This is a genomic window from Streptomyces sp. NPDC088766 (genome assembly GCF_044750845.1).
Classification (GTDB): domain Bacteria; phylum Actinomycetota; class Actinomycetes; order Streptomycetales; family Streptomycetaceae; genus Streptomyces.
Genome location: NZ_JBIVKQ010000008.1, coordinates 195676 through 212833, shown reverse-complemented (window position 1 = coordinate 212833; position 17158 = coordinate 195676). Strand labels below are relative to the sequence as shown.

At 71.8% G+C, this 17158-nt stretch carries 19 protein-coding genes; 8 read left to right on the top strand and 11 right to left on the bottom strand.

Annotated features, from left to right (window positions below; genetic code table 11):
• The first annotated feature begins 3 nt into the window (after window positions 1-3).
• On the top strand, window positions 4-192 hold the full coding sequence (locus ACIP5W_RS14165) for a hypothetical protein (RefSeq protein WP_401471752.1): 189 nt from the start codon (window positions 4-6) through the stop codon (window positions 190-192).
• Window positions 193-473: 281 nt separating this feature from the next.
• Here ACIP5W_RS14165 and ACIP5W_RS14160 read toward each other — a convergent pair whose 3' ends face one another.
• The gene (locus ACIP5W_RS14160; RefSeq protein WP_401471749.1) at window positions 474-662 is read right to left on the bottom strand and encodes a hypothetical protein; all 189 of its coding nucleotides are present in this window, start codon (window positions 660-662) and stop codon (window positions 474-476) included.
• A 477-nt stretch (window positions 663-1139) separates the two neighbouring features.
• On the opposite strand from ACIP5W_RS14160, the gene ACIP5W_RS14155 reads away from it, so the two are divergent.
• On the top strand, window positions 1140-1994 hold the full coding sequence (locus tag ACIP5W_RS14155) for a family 16 glycosylhydrolase (protein WP_401471746.1): 855 nt from the start codon (window positions 1140-1142) through the stop codon (window positions 1992-1994).
• Window positions 1995-2215: 221 nt separating this feature from the next.
• Here ACIP5W_RS14155 and ACIP5W_RS14150 read toward each other — a convergent pair whose 3' ends face one another.
• The 6 genes from ACIP5W_RS14150 to ACIP5W_RS14125 all read right to left on the bottom strand — a co-directional run bounded on the left by ACIP5W_RS14150 (window position 2216) and on the right by ACIP5W_RS14125 (window position 7682).
• Window positions 2216-2668 (bottom strand): hypothetical protein, encoded by a 453-nt coding sequence (locus ACIP5W_RS14150; RefSeq protein ID WP_401471743.1) that lies wholly within the window; start codon window positions 2666-2668, stop codon window positions 2216-2218.
• Window positions 2669-2699: 31 nt separating this feature from the next.
• Entirely contained in the window at window positions 2700-2942 is a 243-nt protein-coding gene (locus ACIP5W_RS14145) for a hypothetical protein (protein ID WP_401471740.1), read from the bottom strand.
• Between the two features lie 29 nt (window positions 2943-2971).
• Window positions 2972-4312 (bottom strand): PP2C family protein-serine/threonine phosphatase, encoded by a 1341-nt coding sequence (locus ACIP5W_RS14140; RefSeq protein ID WP_401471737.1) that lies wholly within the window; start codon window positions 4310-4312, stop codon window positions 2972-2974.
• 246 nt (window positions 4313-4558) lie between these two features.
• Complete coding sequence (locus ACIP5W_RS14135; RefSeq protein ID WP_401471734.1) at window positions 4559-4909, bottom strand: STAS domain-containing protein; 351 nt, start codon at window positions 4907-4909, stop codon at window positions 4559-4561.
• A gap of 50 nt (window positions 4910-4959) precedes the next feature.
• Window positions 4960-6066, bottom strand: a complete 1107-nt coding sequence (locus ACIP5W_RS14130; RefSeq protein WP_401471731.1) for a B12-binding domain-containing protein — start codon at window positions 6064-6066, stop codon at window positions 4960-4962.
• Window positions 6063-7682: a PP2C family protein-serine/threonine phosphatase gene (locus ACIP5W_RS14125; RefSeq protein WP_401471728.1), complete on the bottom strand. Its 1620-nt coding sequence runs from the start codon at window positions 7680-7682 to the stop codon at window positions 6063-6065. The genes ACIP5W_RS14130 and ACIP5W_RS14125 overlap by 4 nt, the downstream gene beginning before the upstream one ends.
• Window positions 7683-8083: 401 nt before the next feature.
• Between ACIP5W_RS14125 and ACIP5W_RS14120 the strand changes: the two genes are divergently transcribed.
• Window positions 8084-8590, top strand: a complete 507-nt coding sequence (locus tag ACIP5W_RS14120; protein WP_401471725.1) for a MarR family winged helix-turn-helix transcriptional regulator — start codon at window positions 8084-8086, stop codon at window positions 8588-8590.
• A 6-nt stretch (window positions 8591-8596) separates the two neighbouring features.
• Here ACIP5W_RS14120 and ACIP5W_RS14115 read toward each other — a convergent pair whose 3' ends face one another.
• The 3 genes from ACIP5W_RS14115 to ACIP5W_RS14105 all read right to left on the bottom strand — a co-directional run bounded on the left by ACIP5W_RS14115 (window position 8597) and on the right by ACIP5W_RS14105 (window position 12104).
• The gene (locus ACIP5W_RS14115; RefSeq protein ID WP_401471722.1) at window positions 8597-9817 is read right to left on the bottom strand and encodes a PP2C family protein-serine/threonine phosphatase; all 1221 of its coding nucleotides are present in this window, start codon (window positions 9815-9817) and stop codon (window positions 8597-8599) included.
• A gap of 243 nt (window positions 9818-10060) precedes the next feature.
• Window positions 10061-10480: an ATP-binding protein gene (locus tag ACIP5W_RS14110; protein WP_401471943.1), complete on the bottom strand. Its 420-nt coding sequence runs from the start codon at window positions 10478-10480 to the stop codon at window positions 10061-10063.
• 469 nt (window positions 10481-10949) lie between these two features.
• Window positions 10950-12104 (bottom strand): PP2C family protein-serine/threonine phosphatase, encoded by a 1155-nt coding sequence (locus ACIP5W_RS14105; RefSeq protein ID WP_401471719.1) that lies wholly within the window; start codon window positions 12102-12104, stop codon window positions 10950-10952.
• Window positions 12105-12317: 213 nt separating this feature from the next.
• Between ACIP5W_RS14105 and ACIP5W_RS14100 the strand changes: the two genes are divergently transcribed.
• The 5 genes from ACIP5W_RS14100 to ACIP5W_RS14080 all read left to right on the top strand — a co-directional run bounded on the left by ACIP5W_RS14100 (window position 12318) and on the right by ACIP5W_RS14080 (window position 16171).
• Window positions 12318-12752, top strand: a complete 435-nt coding sequence (locus tag ACIP5W_RS14100; RefSeq protein ID WP_401471716.1) for a MarR family transcriptional regulator — start codon at window positions 12318-12320, stop codon at window positions 12750-12752.
• A 402-nt stretch (window positions 12753-13154) separates the two neighbouring features.
• Window positions 13155-13982: a DUF4397 domain-containing protein gene (locus ACIP5W_RS14095; RefSeq protein WP_401471713.1), complete on the top strand. Its 828-nt coding sequence runs from the start codon at window positions 13155-13157 to the stop codon at window positions 13980-13982.
• Window positions 13983-14068: 86 nt separating this feature from the next.
• Window positions 14069-14773: a class F sortase gene (locus tag ACIP5W_RS14090; protein WP_401471710.1), complete on the top strand. Its 705-nt coding sequence runs from the start codon at window positions 14069-14071 to the stop codon at window positions 14771-14773.
• Window positions 14770-15384 (top strand): RNA polymerase sigma factor, encoded by a 615-nt coding sequence (locus ACIP5W_RS14085; protein WP_401471707.1) that lies wholly within the window; start codon window positions 14770-14772, stop codon window positions 15382-15384. The genes ACIP5W_RS14090 and ACIP5W_RS14085 overlap by 4 nt, the downstream gene beginning before the upstream one ends.
• Entirely contained in the window at window positions 15368-16171 is an 804-nt protein-coding gene (locus ACIP5W_RS14080) for an anti-sigma factor (protein WP_401471704.1), read from the top strand. The genes ACIP5W_RS14085 and ACIP5W_RS14080 overlap by 17 nt, the downstream gene beginning before the upstream one ends.
• A gap of 123 nt (window positions 16172-16294) precedes the next feature.
• Here the strand turns inward: ACIP5W_RS14080 and ACIP5W_RS14075 are convergent, their stop codons facing one another.
• On the bottom strand, window positions 16295-16921 hold the full coding sequence (locus ACIP5W_RS14075) for an RNA polymerase sigma factor (RefSeq protein WP_401471701.1): 627 nt from the start codon (window positions 16919-16921) through the stop codon (window positions 16295-16297).
• Window positions 16922-17158 lie beyond the last annotated feature (237 nt).

The following is a 17158-nucleotide window of genomic DNA, read 5'->3' as shown; positions in this document are numbered from 1 at the left end:
TCCGTGGAAACCCTCATCCTCATCGCGGCGATCATCCTCGCGACCGGCATCGGAGTACTGCTGATCCGTCTGCTCAACGCACAGCACGACGCCCGGATCGCGGCCCACCACTACAGCGACCCCCTGCCGAGACCTCCCCGTCAGGCGGACGACACCAGTCGTCGAGCCCTCCGTACGCATGCCGACAGGTGAAGAAGCACTTCCGGCCGGGGCGACGGCCGGGGCGACGGGTGGCGCGTGCAGTGCCGCACGCGCCGACTTCTCGCCCACCGTGGACACGGCGAAACCCGCCGGATCCGCCCGGTCCTGACCGGCCGCCGGCAGACCGCGGAGCTGAGCTCCACACGGCTGGGTGAGACGGCGCCGGCGGCGGGGCGACGACGAAACTGCGGCACCCGGAGCACTCGCAGTCCGGGGCCGCGGCAGACATGCCGTTCAGCGGCGGTGTGCGTGGCCGGCCTCCCTCGAGTGCTTCAACAGGGGCCCTTGTCCTGGCCCGTTCCGCATACCGGGCCGGGGTCCTCGTAGATCGAGGCAAAGAAGATGATGAGGGCCACGAAGAAGACCGCGATGCCGATGCGCCAGAGCAATTCGCGGCGGCTCCGCGTTCCCCCGCCGTGCCCGTCGTCGTTGTCGCTGTCGCTGTCGCTGTCGCTGCTCATGGTCCCCTCCCCGACGAATACGGCGAGAGGCATACCCCGGCACGTTCGCGGCAATCGGGTTGGCGGCGATCGCGTCGGTGGGCCGCCTTCCGGGGCGCGGGACGGCCGACAGTGCAACGGCCGGCGTGCGGGCCGGTGAGCCGCGGGCGACGCGGGCCCGGCGGTCGACGGGGCCCACCGGTCGGCACGGAGCGGTGGCCCGGTCGGGGATGCCGAGATCCCGCAGCCGGACGGGGCCGTCCTGCCGTCCGGAGCGTAGGTGACGCTCCCCGTGGAGCGCTCGACGGCGACGGTGCGTCACACGCGATCGGCAGGCCTGACGGCGCGGAGCCGAACGCCCGCCGCACCCTTTGAAGCAGTCGTTCAGTAGGGTCTGCGCATGGCGCACAGCGTTCGTCCCCGCCGCTTCGGTCACCCCCCGCAGGCGAGGAAACCGGCTGCGCTCACCTCTCTGCACGACCTCTCGGGAGCGGCGCGATGAATCGACGTACCCGCCTGGCACTCGCGCTGGCGCTGGGTGGACTGCTGTGCGGATGTGCTTCCGTCCCGGACACGCGCTCCCCAGCAGACCGGGAAAAGCCTTTCTGGCGGGCCGAGTTCGACGGGGCGGCGGCCACCCGTCCGTCGGAAAGATCGTGGAACACCGACATCGGGAACCGGGACGCCGAGGGGTGGGGCAACAACGAACTGCAGTACTACACGGACGACGCGGCCAACTCCGCGCTCGACGGCACGGGTCACCTCCTGATCTCGGCGCGGCCGGCCCCTTCGGACTCGGAACTTCCCTGTTACACAACGGAGTTCTGTACCTGGACGTCGGCCCGTCTGACCACCGAGGGAAAGGTCGCGCTCACTCACGGACGCGCGGAGATCCGCGCGAAGCTGCCCACCGGCACAGGACTGCTGCCGGCTGTCTGGATGCTGGGCGACAACGGCGTCGAATGGCCCGGGCAGGGCGAGATCGACATCTGCGAGGTGGTGGGCGGAGAACCGCGAACGGTGTACGGCACCGCGCACGGACCGACCTACTTCAACGAGAACGGGATCGGCGGCTCCACCGCCCTTCCGGCCGACGCGTCGCAGGCGTTCCACACGTACGCCGTCGACAAGCAGCCGCGCCGCATCACCTGGTCCGTCGACGGGAAGCCGTATTTCACCCTGACTCCGTCGAAGCTGCCCGCACCGCGCGACTGGGTATTCGAACAGGACATGCACCTGCTGCTCAACATCGCCGTCGGAGGTGACTGGCCGGGCCCTCCGGACACCTCGACACCCTCTCCGGCGACGATGACGGTCGACTACGTGCGCTTCTACGGCACCGGCCGGGTGTGACCGTCCGCAGCGCCGCACCTGGTGTGACCGTCCGCCGCTGCCCGCCTGCGTGCTCCGCCACCGTGTGAGAGGACGACCCGTCGGCAGCGGGCGCCGGCATCACCACAATCCGGGACCGCGACCTCCCGCGCGAGCCGTCCCGCGCGCGAGTGCCCACGAGACCTCTGCAGCGTGTTCCTGTGCGGCCCGGCCTGGCGTCGCCGGTGGCCGCGACTGGTGTGTCAACAACTCCAGCAGTAGAGGCCGCCGCCCGAGTTCACGGCAGACGCGGCGAGTCGGGCAACCCCCTGCAGGATCGCCAGCGGATCGTCGTCGGTCATGTCGTCTCCATCGGCGTGCCTGAGCCTCGTGGTCCAGCGAGCGGCAAGCTCGCGCAGCTCGCCGGAACCAGCGGCGGCCAACGCCCGTGTCAACCGTCCCGGCACAACGAACACCTCGGCGCCGTCGTTCAAGGCGGGCGCGACCCAGCCGGGCCACTCCCACGCGTGCAGCTGCTCGAGCGGCGGGAGCTCGGCGGACGGCGCCTCGAAGTACATGTCCCACTCGACGACGGCACTGTCGGGCTCGATGAAGTGGCAGGTCACAGTCTCGAAAGCGCGACCAGGGCCGCCCACACGCGTCGCGGCGGCAGTCCGGTCATCAGGAGCGAGGAAGAACGCTATGTCGGCGGCCATGCCGGCATCATGGCAGTCACCGACCCGGGTCTCACTTCCCGGGCAGGCATTCAGGCCGCCCCCGGCCCTGCTGCGGACAGCCGATCCCGGAGACGTCCTGAACCAGGTCGGTCAAGTCGACCTCGGGGTTCAGCGACGCCACGAGTTCCTGAGTCAGCAGCCGAAGGGCGTACACCCGGATCACGGCTTCCAGGTCCACGGGGACCTCGTAGTAGTCCTGGAGGACGACACCCCCCGCGTCCGGCTCACACGGCGCCCGCCGCGAAGTCGACACCGACCCCTGCTTCAACCGCGCCGCGGACGTCACCCTCCGGTGGGAGTTCGGACGGCCAGGACGGCCATGTCGTCGTGGCCGTCGCTCGGGTGGTGGTCGGCGAGTGTGCGCACGAGGTCGCCCAGGGGGCGGCCGGCGTGGATCGCCGCGAGGTCGGCGAGGGCGGCCAGGCGGTCGTCGATCGGGTGACCGGAGTGTTCCACCAGGCCGTCCGTGAAGAACAGGACGGTGTCGCCCGCGGACAGCGGGTGCGTGTGATCGGGGCGGTGGATGTCGGGGTCGACACCGAGGGGGACGCCCGGGTCGGCGTGCAGGTACTCGGTGCGCCCATCGGGGCCGAGCACCAGGGGCGGCAGGTGACCGGCGGTGCTCCAGTGCAGTGTCCAGCCCTCGGTGGCGGGTTCGATCCTGGCCAGGCAGGCGGTGGTGACCGGGAGGTCGGTGATGGCGTGCACGGTGCGGTCGAGCTGGGTCAGCACCGAGCTGGGCGGGGACTTGCGGTCGTACAGCAGGGCGCGAAGCATGTTGCGGGCCTGCGCCATGGCGGCGGCCGCGTGCAGGTCGTGGCCGACCACGTCGCCGATGACCGCCGCGCACGCCCCGTCGGGCAGGACGGCGGCGTCGTACCAGTCCCCGCCGACACTGGCCGGCTCGGCGGCGGCTCGGTAGACCGCGGCACCGGAGAACGGGCGAAGGTCGGGCAGCACGGGCAGCAGCAGCCGTTGGAACTGTTCGGCGCTGTCGCGCACGTAGCCGAACAGGCGGGCGTTCTCGATGGCGATGCCGGCGGCGCCGGCGAGGGCGCGTACGACCTCCTCGTCGTCCTCGTCGAACGGCCGGCCGTCGCGCCGCTCGGAGAGGTAGAGGTCGCCGTAGATCTCGCCGCGGACGGTGATGGCCACGCCCAGCAGGGTCCGCATGGGCGGATGGCCGGGCGGGAAGCCGACCGAGGCGGGGTGCGACGGGATGTCGTCCACGCGCAGCGGTTCGGGGTGGTGGATCAGGTGGCCCAGGACGCCCCGCCCGTGGGGGAAGTCGATGCCGGCGAGGTCCGCACGCTCGTCGTCCGAGAGGCCCGCGGTGATGAACTGCTCCAGGTGATCACCGGAAGGGGCGAGGACGCCGAGTGCTCCGTAGCGGGCTTCGGCCAGGTCCATGGCGGTGGTGACGATGCGGTGCAGCACCGTGGGCAGGTCCAGGTCGCCACCGATGGCCAGCACTGCCGACAACAGCCCCTGCAGCCGGTCCTTCGCCCTGGCCAGGGTGCGCAGCTGCCGGGCCACGTCTTCCGGCCGCTCGTCCGGGTGCGGCCGGAACTCGGGCAGGTTCCCCTGGCCCGGCGACCCGGCCGGGTCTTCGTCGGGGCTCACCGCATCGCCTCGTTCATCACCGTCAACGGTACGCGCGACTCCGTCACGCGGCCGGGGCATACGCCCGGACGGCGCCTTCGACGCGGGGGTGAAGTGGGCTGCCGCGGCGGCCTCGGGGCTCACCTCGACGGGGAGAGGCCGGGCGCGGCCGTGCGGGCCGTGCTGTCCGCCGCCGTGCCCGGGACTGCCGTGCCCGGGACAGCGGACACCGGGGTGCCGGGGCTGCCGGGCGGCACGGTCGTCGTGTCAGGTCGGGCGGGGCCGGCTGTCGGCCGGCTGATCACCCTCACGGGAGGCGGTCAGGTAGTCGTAGGTGCCGGTGAGTTCCAGCAGGCGCCGCAGTGTCGGTCCGATGTTGTCCAGGTGGAAGCGGACGCCGTCCTGACGGGCGGAACGGTGGATCTGCAGCAGGGTCGACAGCCCCATGGAGTCGACCACCTCCAGCCGACGGCAGTCCAGGCGCAGATCCTCGACGTGCTCACGGTCCAGGAGGGCCAGTCTCACCTGGTGGAGCACGTCGCCGCTGGTGTCGTAGTCCAGGTCCCCTTCGAGGGCCAGGCGTACGGTGTGGCGGCCGGTCGGGGACGGGGTCTGCACGGGGTCTGCGTCGGGCGAGGTAGTCACAGGATTCGTCCAGCGTCTCGGGGTCAGGGACAGGGGGCGAGCGCGGCTCGTCCGGCATCGATGAAACGGCGAGCACGGGGGAAGTCGCGCAGTTGCTCCTCCAGCAGTTCCAGGCCGGGTACGAGGGACCGCGCGGGCACTCCCCGGGCGGTGAGGAGGTCGGCGGTCCAGGTCAGGAAGTCGGTGAAGATCTCGGGGGCGTCGACGTACAGGGCTGCGGTCAGGAAGTCGACGATGTGGGCGAGGTCCTCAGCTGTCCGTTCCCGCTGCTCGTCGTTGTAGGCCTTCATGGGCGGAAAACGCTGTTCGAGGGAGTGGAACGTCTCGCGCACCAGGCGGGTGGAGGCACTCGCGACCAGGGTGTACTCCTGGTCGCCCAGATGCGGCAGGTCGTCGATCGTCTGGTGGGCGGCCGCCGGCCGGGCCAGGAGACCGGAGGCGAGCCGGTCGGCGGCGGCCCGCGCGTCGGGCTCCCACGCGTCGGCGCCCAGCAGGCGGGCGTATCGGCCGTCGGCGCCGAAGGCGAGACCTCCGGCCATGACCGGGGTGCCGGTGGCCTGGACGGCGGTGATCGCCGTGTGGGCGAGTGGCAGGCGCGTCGGCAGGGAGCTGGACAGGCACACCGCGTCCGGTCCGGTGCGGTGGATGTGGCTGATCAGATGGGCGGTGGGCACCTGCGCGCCGAGGTAGTCCACCCGGCAGCCGCGGAGCCGTAGCGTCTCCGCCACCAGGCGTGCGGGCAGTGCGTGCCATTCCTGGTCCACGCAGGCGACGGTGACGCGAGCGTGCGGTACGGCCGGCCGATTGCTGGGCAGGGCGGCGATGACCCGCTCGTTGATGGCGGTGGCGACGTGCTCGTCCGCCACGCTCATGCGGCCGGCCGCCCACTCGCCGCCGACCTTGCGCTGGACGGATCCGATGACGTCCAGCAGTACCGCCTCGGGCTCCAGCCCGGTGCGCAGGGCTTCGGTGACGACGTCGACGGCCGCGTGCTCGTCTCCCGCCCGGACGGCCGTCCAGAGTCCGTCCGCCCAGCGAGAAGCCTGCTCGCCGTCGTGCGGTGAGGTCGGGCCGGCGTCGGCGCAGGGCCGGCGCGAGCCCTCCTGGGTGTCGGTGATGTGGCTGGTCATGCCGTGTACCTGCCTCGGGTCGTTCCGTCCACGGCACTGAGGTGGGCGCCGCGCGGAGCGGTGATGGCCATGAGGGCGATGTCGTCGTGGCGGCCGCTGCCGATCCACTGGGAGGCGACCATCTGGATGCGTTCGACGACGGCCTCGGCGGGCATGCCGGCACACTCTTGTGCGGCACGCCGGAGGCGCTGCTCGCCGAACATCGTGTCGCCCAGGGGGCCGCCCCTGGCCTCGGTGACGCCGTCGGTGAACATCAGGCACGTCTCGCCCGGGGCGAGCCTGATGTCCGCGGTCCGGGAGGTGATGGTCGGCATGACGCCGATCAGGGTCCCCCGGGTGTCGGCCTCCTCGACCGTTCCGTCGCCGCGCACGATCAGTGGTGTGGGATGGCCGGCCGAGGTCAGGCGGAGCATCACGTCGCCGTTCTCGCGGCGGACGGACGCCAGCACCAGGGTGGCAAAGCGGGTGTGGTGGCTGTTGCGCATGGCGTTGTTCAGCAGCCTCAGCATCTTGTCGTGGTCGTCTGCCATGGGCAGCAGAGCGTGCAGCGTATTGCGGATCTTGCCGGTGAGTACGGCGGCTTCCAGACCCTTGCCGGCCACGTCCCCGAGTACGGCGAGCGTCTCGGGAGAGTCCTCGGTGGGCGGGTGGACGTCGTAGAAGTCGCCGCCCACGCGCTCGGAGTCCTTGCTGGGCCGATAGCCCCCGGCGAACTCGACGCCCTGCACCTGCCGCAGGGTGGGCGGCAGGAGTTCCCGCATGAGCGTGTCGGAGATCGAGTTCTGCTCCGCGTAGAGACGGGCGGCCGACATCGCCGCGCCGGCCCGGGCGGCGAACAGCCCGGCCAGCGCCTCCTCCGCACCGGTGAAGGCGGCTTTGTGGCTACGGCGCAGCAGGACCAGCGCGCCGGCCGGCACACCGTGGCCCGGAAGCGGTGTGATGACCAGCGAACCGACCTCCCCGAATCCCGGGGGGACCAGCCAGTGCGGTGCCGCGGCGGGATCTATCCACCGCGAGGGCACCGGCGGGAAGCCGCGCAGCGCCTCGGCCAGGCCCGGCACGGTGTCCGGTGCCCCGGCAGCCGTGGTGTGGGTCACCTCGCCCGTGTGGTCGCAGACGACCAGGGGCAGTTTCCTGGCCGCGGTGGGGGCGACGACCAGCGCGGCGTCCGCCAGGTGCTCGGTGGCCAGGCGGGCGGTGACCTCCATGCAGCGGCTCACGTTCAGTGAGGCGAGAAGAGCGCTGGAGGCCTCGGTGAGGAACCGGGTGCGCCCGCGCTCCGCCTCCAGTTCCTCGAGCATCGACCGGTACGCGGTCTCGTCGACGAGCCACCACGCGGTGTCCCCGTCGGGCAGGACGGACGGGTGGGCGGAGAAGAAGCGGTCGTCCACCGCGCCGCTGACGGGTTCCGGGTGGAGACGCTCGTTGGCGGCGGCGAGCCAGGGCGGTACGGACAGGCTCTGGCCGGACCGGGCCGCGGGCAGGAGATCGGAGGCGGCGCCGTTGAGTTCCACGACGTGCCCGTCCGGGGTCAGGACGATCACCGGATGGGGGGCGGTGGCAGCGATCGGCGTGCTGGCGCCACCGTTGCTGGGGGCGTCCGGGAAGGAAGTCATGCCGCGGGGCCCCTGCGCGTGGACCCTCACCTCACTCAGCGAAGAAGACAGTTGTCGGAGAACAACAATCGCGCAGGTGGGTGCGTGGTGCAACCACGAGACCCGGGACCGGTGCGACGTCACATCCCCTCGAATCGCCAATACCCCTGAAAATGGGGGCTACCGCCCTCTTCACCCCTGCCCGAGACCCGGCGAACCTTCACTCTTCGTTCACATGGGAGCCCCGAAGCGGGGTGTCGCCGCCGGGGCGGACCCGGGAGCCGCACCCTTTTGGCATATGCGCGCACATTCATCTGCGATCGCACACATCAACGGTCGCTTGCTCGTCAGTTCCTCGGGTACTGCGTTTGAATGAGCATGGGTGTTCACAGTGCCTCAGGCTTACTGAAAGTGACTGATTAGTGACGCATCTCGACGGCCCCGGCGACGACCAGGCCAACGGACCCCTTGACGGCCCGGAGGCGATGGCCCTCGAGATCGCTGATGCCGTGGAGAGCCTGGCGGACCTCTGGTCCGCCGCCGCGCACGACGCGACGCTGCGGTTGTCGCCGCATCAGCTGCGGGCACTGCGCGCGCTGCAGGTCACGCCGGGCCTCAATCTCACGGCCCTGGCGGAGTGTCTGGACATCGGACTGCCCACGGCAAGCCGGCTGTGTGACCGCCTCGAGGCGGCCGGCTTGCTCGACCGTTCGTTCCATCCGCGCAAACGCCGCGAGGTCCAGCTGATGCTGACCGCGGCCGGTCAGGACGTGCTCGGAGAGGTCGCCGGGCGTCGCGCCCGGGCTCTCGCCGTCGCTCTGGGGGTGCTGGAACCAGCCGACAGGGACGCGTTGCGCCGTGGGCTGAGGGCTCTCCTCGGGGCACGTCGTGCCGGACCGTCACCGTCGCGGCATCCCGGCCCCGGGTGAGGGGAGTCAGGACGCCGGTGGCGTCTGCCGTGCCGTCCCACTCGTGCGGCCGTGCCAGTCCAGGCAGACGACCGCGGCGTCGGCTGCGAGGTGCCTGCTTCCGAAGTGTTCGATGACACCGGAGACCATGGCGCGCGCCGCCTCGTGCGGGGACTCCCGGCGTGTGGCACTGAGGGTCTGCCGCAGGGCACGGTCCCCGAACGATCCGCCTTCGGCGTCGCGGGCGCCGTGCATGCCGGTGCTCACCGCGATGAGCCGGTCGCCGGGTTCCACCGTGAAGGTCTGCTCCTCGTAGAGCGTCTCCTCGAGCATGCCCAGCGGCAGCTGCGCCTCCAGTTCGATCTGCTCGATCGTGTCGCCGCGCTGACGGTAGAGCAACGGCGAGCCGGCGTCGACGGCGTGCACGGTGCCGGAGTCCAGATCGAACCGGAGCAGCAGGGTCGAGGAGTACATCTTGCCGCGGTACTGGGCGAAGAGTGCCTGGTCGGCGAGGCAGGCCTGATCGGCAAGCCCGATGCCGGCGCGGCGTGCGTTGCGCAGGGCTCCGACGGTGAGGCCCGTGAGCAGGGAGGCGTCGATGCCCTGGCCCATGCCGTCGGTGACGCTGAGAGTCAGGTGGTCGGCTCCGGTCGACCAGTCGAAGTTGTCGCCGCCGACGCTGTAGGCGGGTTCCAGATGGGCTCCGATGACGTATTCCTGGCGGGCGCAGCCCCGGCCGGGAAGGAGCTGCCACTGCATCTCGGCGGCGAGGGTGAGACGCCGGGTGCGGCGAGCCTGGAGATACAGGTCGGTGTCCCGGTCTGCGGTGGTGACCTCGTGGGCCAGTGCGGTGGCGAAGTCGGTGAGCTGGAGCACCGTGGTGGGGTCCGTCATGGCACGGGGCAGGCGGACGGACAGGATGCCGAGCCGGTCACCGCGCACGGTCATCGGCAGATGAACGCGGTGGACGGGGGCCGGGTCGTCGGTGACTTCGACGACCGGGACCTGGCCGAGGAAGGCTCGTCCGACGGGTCCCTCGTGGGCGGGGACGGGATCGCCGGTGTGCGGCAGGTCCGTGACCGGCTGCAGAACGCTCAGCCCGTAGTCGGCCAGGAACACGGTCACCTGCTCGGCGCCGACCCGGTCGGCGAGCAGACGCCGGGCCGTGGCGACCAGCGCGTCGGGCGGAGCGGCACGCAGTTGGCTTTCCGCGGACGGGACCGGTTGTGAAGTGTTCAAGGCGTCCACCTTCTCCCCTATCCCCTCGACCTCTCCACGTTATCCCGGTCGCCTCCCGGCCCAGGACGCTTCGGACGAACGACGGCCCGGACACGAGGCACGGACACGACGCCCGGATGCGCCCCGTCCGTTTGCGGCCCGAAAGGTCTGAGCGGCACTCCGCGCGGCCGGCCCGGGGGAGGCCGGCTCGACCGCGGCGGGCACCGCATCGCGCACCGCGCCCTACCGTGCACCCGTTCTCGCCCCGTCAGGTCATTCCGAAGCAGGCCGGGGCGACGGCATGCCGGAAACCCAGGCGCCGACGGTGACGGTGGTGCCGTGCCCCGGCCGGCTGTCGACGGCGAACTCCTGCACCAGCCGCCTGGCTCCGCTCAGCCCCAGGCCCAGGCCGTCGCCGGAGGTGTAGCCGTCGGTCATGGCCTGGTCGAGGTCGCGGATGCCCGGCCCCTTGTCGGTGAAGACCAGTTGGAGCCCGCGGAGTGCCCCGCGGTCCAGAGTGGCGATCTCCACCTGTCCGCCGCCGCCGTGGACCAGGGTGTTGCGGGCCAGCTCGCTGGCCGCGGTGAGCAGCTTGGTCAGGGGCACCAGAGCGAAACCGCGTTCGGTCGCGGCCTGCCGCACCCGCTGACGCACCCGGGCCAGGTCGGCGTCCGACGCGATGGGCAGGCTCATCGTGACGGTGCGGCGCGAGACGTCGTTCACCGGCCGCCCTCCGCGCCCACGGACGGGGCGCCCGTCACGAAGCGCGTGAGCGGTCCTCCCGCGCGGTCGACACCGTGGGCGGGGTGCAGGGGACGCGAGGCGGGCCCCGCTTCCGTGCGGGTGCGGGCCGCGGCGGGTGACATACCGGCCGGGATCCCGTGCGCGGCCGGGGAGGGGGCGGTGGAGGTGGCGCCGGGAAGGGGCCGCACGGGGATCGGGGCCCGGAGCCGACCGGGGAACACACCCTCCCGCCGTACCGCCGGTCCGGCGGCCGCTCGCGTTCCCGGCATCTGCATCTCCCCCCTCCGAGCGGGGCCGCTCGGCCACTTCGCGGAGGGCGATCAGCCAATACTTGCCGTACGGCAAACATTAGCGGGTGGGGCGAGACGCGAACAACACGTCATCACCGGAATCGGGCAAGGGCTCCCGTGCCCGGCCCTCACGGCTGTCGGCCGCGCCAGTCCAGACAGACCACCAGGGCATCGTCACTCGGGACCGCGTCACCGCGGTGGCCCGTCAGTTCGCGCAGGACGGCCCGGGGCACCTCGGCGGCCGGGAGCAGCCGGGTGGACAGGATCGCCCGGGCCAGCGCGGCGTCGCCGTACGTCTCGCCGCCCGGGGAGGCGACCGCGTAGACCCCGTCGCTGACGAAGACGAGACGGTCACCCGGCTCGACCTCGAACTCCTGGGGCACGTAGTCGGTCTCCTCGAACATGCCGAGCGGCAGCTGTGCCTCGAAGGTGACGCGCTCCACCCTGCCGTTGCGCAGGCGCAGCATCTGCGGGGAGCCGGCGTCCACCACCTGGACCCGTCCGCCGGCGAGATCGAATTCGAACATGAGGACGGACAGGTAGCGGTGCCCCCGGTAGTGGGCGTAGACCGCCTGGTCGGCGAGCGCCGCCTGGTCCGCGAGCGAGAGGTCCGCCCGCCGGGCGTTGCGCAGCGCGTTGACGGCCAGGTTCGTCAGCAAGGAGGCCTCTATGCCCTCGCCCATGCCGTTGGAGAGGTACAGCATGAGCCGGTCGGCGGTCGACGACCAGTCGAAGTTGTCGCCGAAGATCGCGTACGCGGGCTCCAGCTGGGCCCCCAGTTCGAACTCCGGGCGGGCACAGGAACGGCCGGGGAGCAACTGCCACTGCATCTCCGCGGCCAGGGTCAGCCGGTCCTTGCGCCGCGCCTGGAGGTAGAGATCCGTGTCCCGTTCCGCCACGACCACCTCGTGCCCGAGGACCTCCGCGATCTCCGTCAGTTCCTGGAGGCTGTCGCGCGCGTGATCGCCGCCCGGCAGGGTCACCGACAGGACACCGAGACGGTCTCCCCTGACGGTGACGGGCAGGTGTACGCACACCAGGCCGTCCGAGACGCCCTCGACGAAGGCCTCCTGGGCCCCGAAGGCACGGCCGACCGGGCCATGGTGCGCCGGCACCGACTCCTGGATCTGCGGCAGCCCGGACACCGGTTGCAGAACGGTCAGGCCGTAGTCGGCCATGAAGAGTTCGACGGATTCCGCCGCGTACTGCTCGACGAGAACGCGTCGGACCGCCTCGAGCAACTTGTCCGGTGCCGCCGCGCGCAGAGCGCGCTCTGCGGTCACGAATCTCTTCACGTTGGGAAGTACACCAATCTTTTGTCGGATGGAGCAGGCCTGGCCCACCTGGCGGGTACCCACTGCGGAGCAGCCGTGCCCGTGGCGGTTCCCTCTCTGGCCGGCTCGATCGCCTAGTACGCTGACGCTTGTCCCGGTGCCTACGAGAGTGTGACTGTGGCTTCCTTCCGCCCCCACCCAGAGCCAGACGGGGTCGCTCGCGTGACCTCCACGGCCGCGGAGCTGCTGGAAGTCCTGTGGGGCAGGGCCTCGACGGCCCCCGTGTCGGCGTCGCAACTGCGCGTCCTGCTCATTCTGGAGCATCACGAAGGCATCAACCTGCGCACCCTCGCCGACGCTCTCGCCTCCACACCGCCGTCGGCCAGCAGACTGTGCGACCGCCTCCAGGCCGCCGGCTTCGTCGAGCGGACGGTGAGCCCGAACGACAGGCGCGAAGTGCGCCTGTATCTCAGCGGCCGGGGCACCGCGTTCCTCGCCGACCTGCGCGCACGCAGGGAGAAGGTGCTGCGGGCGGTGCTCGACCAGATGTCCCCCGCGCAGCGCACCGCACTGCTGCAAGGGCTCGAGGCGTTCTGCGACGCGGCGGCGGTGCAGATACACGACGACGCCCAGGACGTCGGCAGCCGGACCGCCTGAGTGACGCGCAACGGCGTCCGTCGCACCACCCTCCGCCCGGCGCCGGTCGCCAGCGAGCAGAGCGGTCCCCGCCCACTGGAACATTCCTGGATCCCTCCTGCCAGCGCCCCGTTCCACTCTCTTGTCTCACGGCCATAGTTGTCAAATGGCAACTGTTCGAGCCTCCCGGACGGGGACGGCCCGCACCGCTGGTCCCGACGCCGGCGAAAGGGACCGGTCGCGGCCGGACAGCGGACGTACGGGCCCACGACGACCCCGTCGGGTCGCCGCCGGCGGGCGGTGGTTCTCCCCCTGGGTCCGGGGCGGAAGAAAAAATCGGCCGGAAGTGAAACCAAGGCGCCACAGGCGGCGGAATGCGTCCTCACAGATTCGAGACGAGCTCGAACGAAGGGAAGAGCCGCCATGACCGCACGCGTTGCAGGTGCCGCCCTCGCCGTCGGTGCCGCAGTCACCCTGTCCGCCGCCGCCCCCGCACTCGCCCAGCCGCAAGCAGCGAGCGACCAGGCCACCGTCTCCGTGCTCCACGGAGTACCGGGCCTGACGGTCGACGTCTACGCGGGAGACAAGGAGCTGATCCCCGACTTCAAGCCCGGAACGCTCACCGATCCGATGAAGCTGGACGCCGGCTCGTACGACATCAAGATATTCAAGGACGGTGAGGGGCCGGACGGCACTCCGGCCATCGAGAAGACGGTCGACGTGCCCGCCGGTGCGAACGCCACCCTGGTCGCCCATCTGACCGCCGACGGCAAACCCGCGCTGGACGCGTTCGTCAACGACACCTCCAAGGTGCCGGCCGGCCAGGCGCGGCTGACCGTCCGCCATGTCGCCGCCGCCCCCGCGGTCGACGTCCGAGCCGACGGGACGCCGGTGTTCAAGGGCCTGGAGAACCCGAAGGAGGCCAAGGGCGAGGTCCCGGCCGGGACCGTGTCCGCCGACGTGGTCCTGGCCGGCACCGACACGGTGGCGATCGGACCGGCCGAGCTGAACCTGGCCGAGGGCACCAGCACCGTCGTCTACGCCTGGGGCAGCGCCCAGGACAAGAACCTGGCGCTCAAGACCCAGACGCTGACGGGCATGCACTCCGCCCCGAGCGGAGTCCCGGCCGGTGAGAGCGGCCAGGCCGCCGCGCACAACGAAAGCCTGCCGCTCGGCGCCCTGTCCCTGGGCGCCGTGTCCGCCCTGGCCGCAGCCGGACTGCTGTTCAGGCTGCGCACCTCGGGCCGATAGGCGCACCGGACACGGCCCCCGTCACAGCAGGGGTGCCGCCGCCCGGCGGTGGCACCCCGCAATCTCAGCGCAGGGAGGACTTCTCCATGGGCAAGCGGTCGTCACGGCGGCCCGTCCTCGTCGGGCTGGCGTTCGCGCTGGCGGGGCTCATCGTCTCCACCGCCCTGCTCGCCGGTTCCTGGTCCGCAGAGCGGGCCCCCGTCGCCGACGACTTCGGCGCGACGGCGGTCACCGGCGCCCCGACGGCGGGGCCGGCGCGGGAAACGACTCCCGCGACGGCCGCCGACGGGCGTGCGCCCAGCACCCCCGCCCCGGCCACCGAGCCGGTCGCCGAGCCGGTCGCCGAGCCGACGTCGCTGGCGCTGCCACGGCTCGACGTCCGCGCACCGATCGACCCGGTGGGAGTCACGGGCGACGGGCAGGTCGAGGTACCGAAGGATCCCGACCGCGTCGGCTGGTACCGCTACTCCCCCGCGCCGGGCTCCCCGCAGGGCTCCGCCGTCGTCGTCGGCCACGTCGACGCCAAGGGGCGCGGCCTGGGCGTCCTCGACGCCCTGAACGACGTCAGACCGGGCGACGAGGTGCTCGTCAGGAGCGGGGACGACGACGCGACCGCGTACCGCGTCACCGCACGTCGCACCATCGGCAAGCGGGACCTGCCGTCGTCGGACGCGTTCCGCAGGGACGGCCCGGCCGTCCTCACCCTCATCACCTGCACCGGCCCCTACCTCCCCGACCGTGGCGGGTACCAGAACAATCTGGTGGTCACCGCGGTGGAGGCACCGAAGTGACATCACGATGGGGCGGATCCGAGGTCCTGGCCGCCGGTGTGGCGGCCGCGGCGTCCATGTCCGACGCCGGCCTGGGAGACGGCTTCGCGGTCGGTCACGAGTCGTGCCTCGGCGAGGCATACCGAAGGTGGGGTGCGCTGGTGTTCACGGTGGCGACGCGGAAGCTGGGAGATGCCGAGGAGGCGAAGGACGTCACTCAGCAGGTCTTCGTGGGAGCCTGGCAGGGCCGCAAGGGTTACGACGCCGGGCGCGGGTCGCTCAAGACCTGGATCATGGGCATCGCCCACAAGAAGGTCGCCGACGCCCTCACCAGACGCTCCCGGCACTTGAGGGACGTGGAGGCGATCACCTCGGCGACGTCGCCGGCCGCGCCCGGGCAGCCCGCGGCCCCGGCCGACTCCGTACTGGACCACGTCCTGCTGACGAACGAGTTGGACAGGCTTCCCGAACAGCAGCAGACGGTGCTCAGATTGGCGTTCTACGAAGATCTCACCCAAGCGCAGATCGCCGAGCGGACCGGTCTCCCGCTCGGCACCGTCAAGAGCCACACCCGGCGCGGACTGATGCGGATGAAGAACCGATTGGAGGTGGACGGTGGAGCACACGGATGACGAAACACTGGCGCTGATCGCGATCGGGGAGGAGCCGTCCCCTCCCACCGCGGAGCACCTGCTCGAATGCGCCCGTTGCGCGCGGGAACTCCGGGCCCTGCGCCATGTGGTCACGAGCGCCAGAGGGTCTTCGCTGGACGAGCACGACCTGCTCCAGCCGCCGGCCGGCCTGTGGGACTCCATCGCCGCCGAACTCGGCATCGCCGTCCGGCACGACCGCGACGCCGGGACGGCACCGTCCCCCGCCCGCCCGCCACGCGGCACGGAGGAGGAAGGCGTCACCGGCGCGGAGACCGGCCGCCCCGCGGCACGGACGGCGGCACGGACCGTGGCGTGGGCAGGGCTTCGCAGGCCGGGCCGCTTCGCCGTGGCGCTGGCCGCGTGTGCCGCGCTGCTCGGCGCGGCGGCGGGGAGCACCGTCACCTGGTGGATGACCCAGGAGAAGTCCGCGAGCGTCCCGTCGACCGCCTCCGAGCGGCTCGACTCACTGCGCGCCGACTCGGCCGGCTACGCCCGGCTCAGCGACGGCGGCGGGCGCCGCACCCTCGACATCACGGTGAAGGGTCTGCCCCGTACGTCCGGCTACTTCGAGGTCTGGCTCATGGACCGCACGCACACCAAGTTGGTCTCCATGGGCGTCCTGGGCCCCGACGGCCGCGCCGCACTGCCCGTCCCCGACAACATCGACCTCCAGGAGTACTCCGTGGTCGACGTGTCCGTTCAGCCGTACAACGGCAAACCCGACCACTCCGGCGACAGCGTCGTTCGCGGCCCGTTCGCCGGCTGACCGCCCGTTCTCCGCACCGGACACCGGGCACCGGACTCCGGCCCGGCAGCGGTGGCGGGGCCGGGGCCGGAGGCGGGCCGATGTCGCGTCGTCAGTGCGTCGTTCATGTCGTCGGTGCGTCGTTCATGCGAGGTGGCGAAACGTCTCGCTGTCCCGCAGACAGCGGCTGAGCCGGTGCAGGCCCCGGCGGGCGTGGCTCTTGACGGTGCCCAGCGGCCAGCCGGTCACCTCCGCGATCTGCTTCTGCGTCAGGTCGTCGTAGAACGTCAGGCCGAGAACGCGGCGCTGCGGGGCGGGGAGTCTGGCCAGCTCGTGGCCGATGATCACCCGGTCGATCACGGCGTCCGGCTGGGTGTCCGGCTCCGGCGCCGTGGCGGGCAGCAACGACTGGGCCGCCGCGCCGAGTTCGGCCCGCCGGGTCCTGGCGGACAGCGCGTCCGCGATCTTGCGACGGGTGATCCCGGTGAGCCAGGCGGCCAGGGTGCCGCGCTCCGGGGCGAACCCGGAACGTCCCCGCCACGCCGCCAGGAACACGACCTGCGTGACGTCCTCGGCCTCGCGGGCGTCCCCGAGGGAGCGGCGCGCCAGGGTGTAGACCAGTGGGCCCCACCGCTGGTAGACGGCGGCCACACCTGTCTCGTCACCCGCCATGAAGGCTGCGACGATCTCGTCGTCCGCCGATGACTCCTCGGCAGGGGCCGGTAGCGGCGCGGACCGGAGGGTCGGTTCGATGGCCTGCCGTGCAGTCATGGCGATTACTCCTCGTACAGGAGGGACCTGTTCCGGCTCGGAGGGCCCGGGCCACTGCGCGGCCACGCGGAGCCACGGACTCCGGGCAGCCGGTCGCAGGAAGCGATTCGACGCGTCCAGCATGCGGAGCCGTACATCTGTCCGGCAACTTGCATCGACTCTGCATCGGATCAGCACCGTGCCGTCGGCGCCGCGCCCGGCCGCCCCCGGCGGACCGCTCCTCCGCCCCAGGCCAGG

Coding starts and splice junctions, on each gene's coding strand:
- ACIP5W_RS14160 (WP_401471749.1), bottom strand. CDS start 662: ATGAGCAGCGACAGCGACAGCGACAGCGACAACGACGACGGGCACGGC.
- ACIP5W_RS14155 (WP_401471746.1), top strand. CDS start 1,140: ATGAATCGACGTACCCGCCTGGCACTCGCGCTGGCGCTGGGTGGACTG.
- ACIP5W_RS14150 (WP_401471743.1), bottom strand. CDS start 2,668: ATGGCCGCCGACATAGCGTTCTTCCTCGCTCCTGATGACCGGACTGCC.
- ACIP5W_RS14130 (WP_401471731.1), bottom strand. CDS start 6,066: ATGACCAGCCACATCACCGACACCCAGGAGGGCTCGCGCCGGCCCTGC.
- ACIP5W_RS14125 (WP_401471728.1), bottom strand. CDS start 7,682: ATGACTTCCTTCCCGGACGCCCCCAGCAACGGTGGCGCCAGCACGCCG.
- ACIP5W_RS14110 (WP_401471943.1), bottom strand. CDS start 10,480: ATGAGCCTGCCCATCGCGTCGGACGCCGACCTGGCCCGGGTGCGTCAG.
- ACIP5W_RS14095 (WP_401471713.1), top strand. CDS start 13,155: ATGACCGCACGCGTTGCAGGTGCCGCCCTCGCCGTCGGTGCCGCAGTC.
- ACIP5W_RS14090 (WP_401471710.1), top strand. CDS start 14,069: ATGGGCAAGCGGTCGTCACGGCGGCCCGTCCTCGTCGGGCTGGCGTTC.
- ACIP5W_RS14075 (WP_401471701.1), bottom strand. CDS start 16,921: ATGACTGCACGGCAGGCCATCGAACCGACCCTCCGGTCCGCGCCGCTA.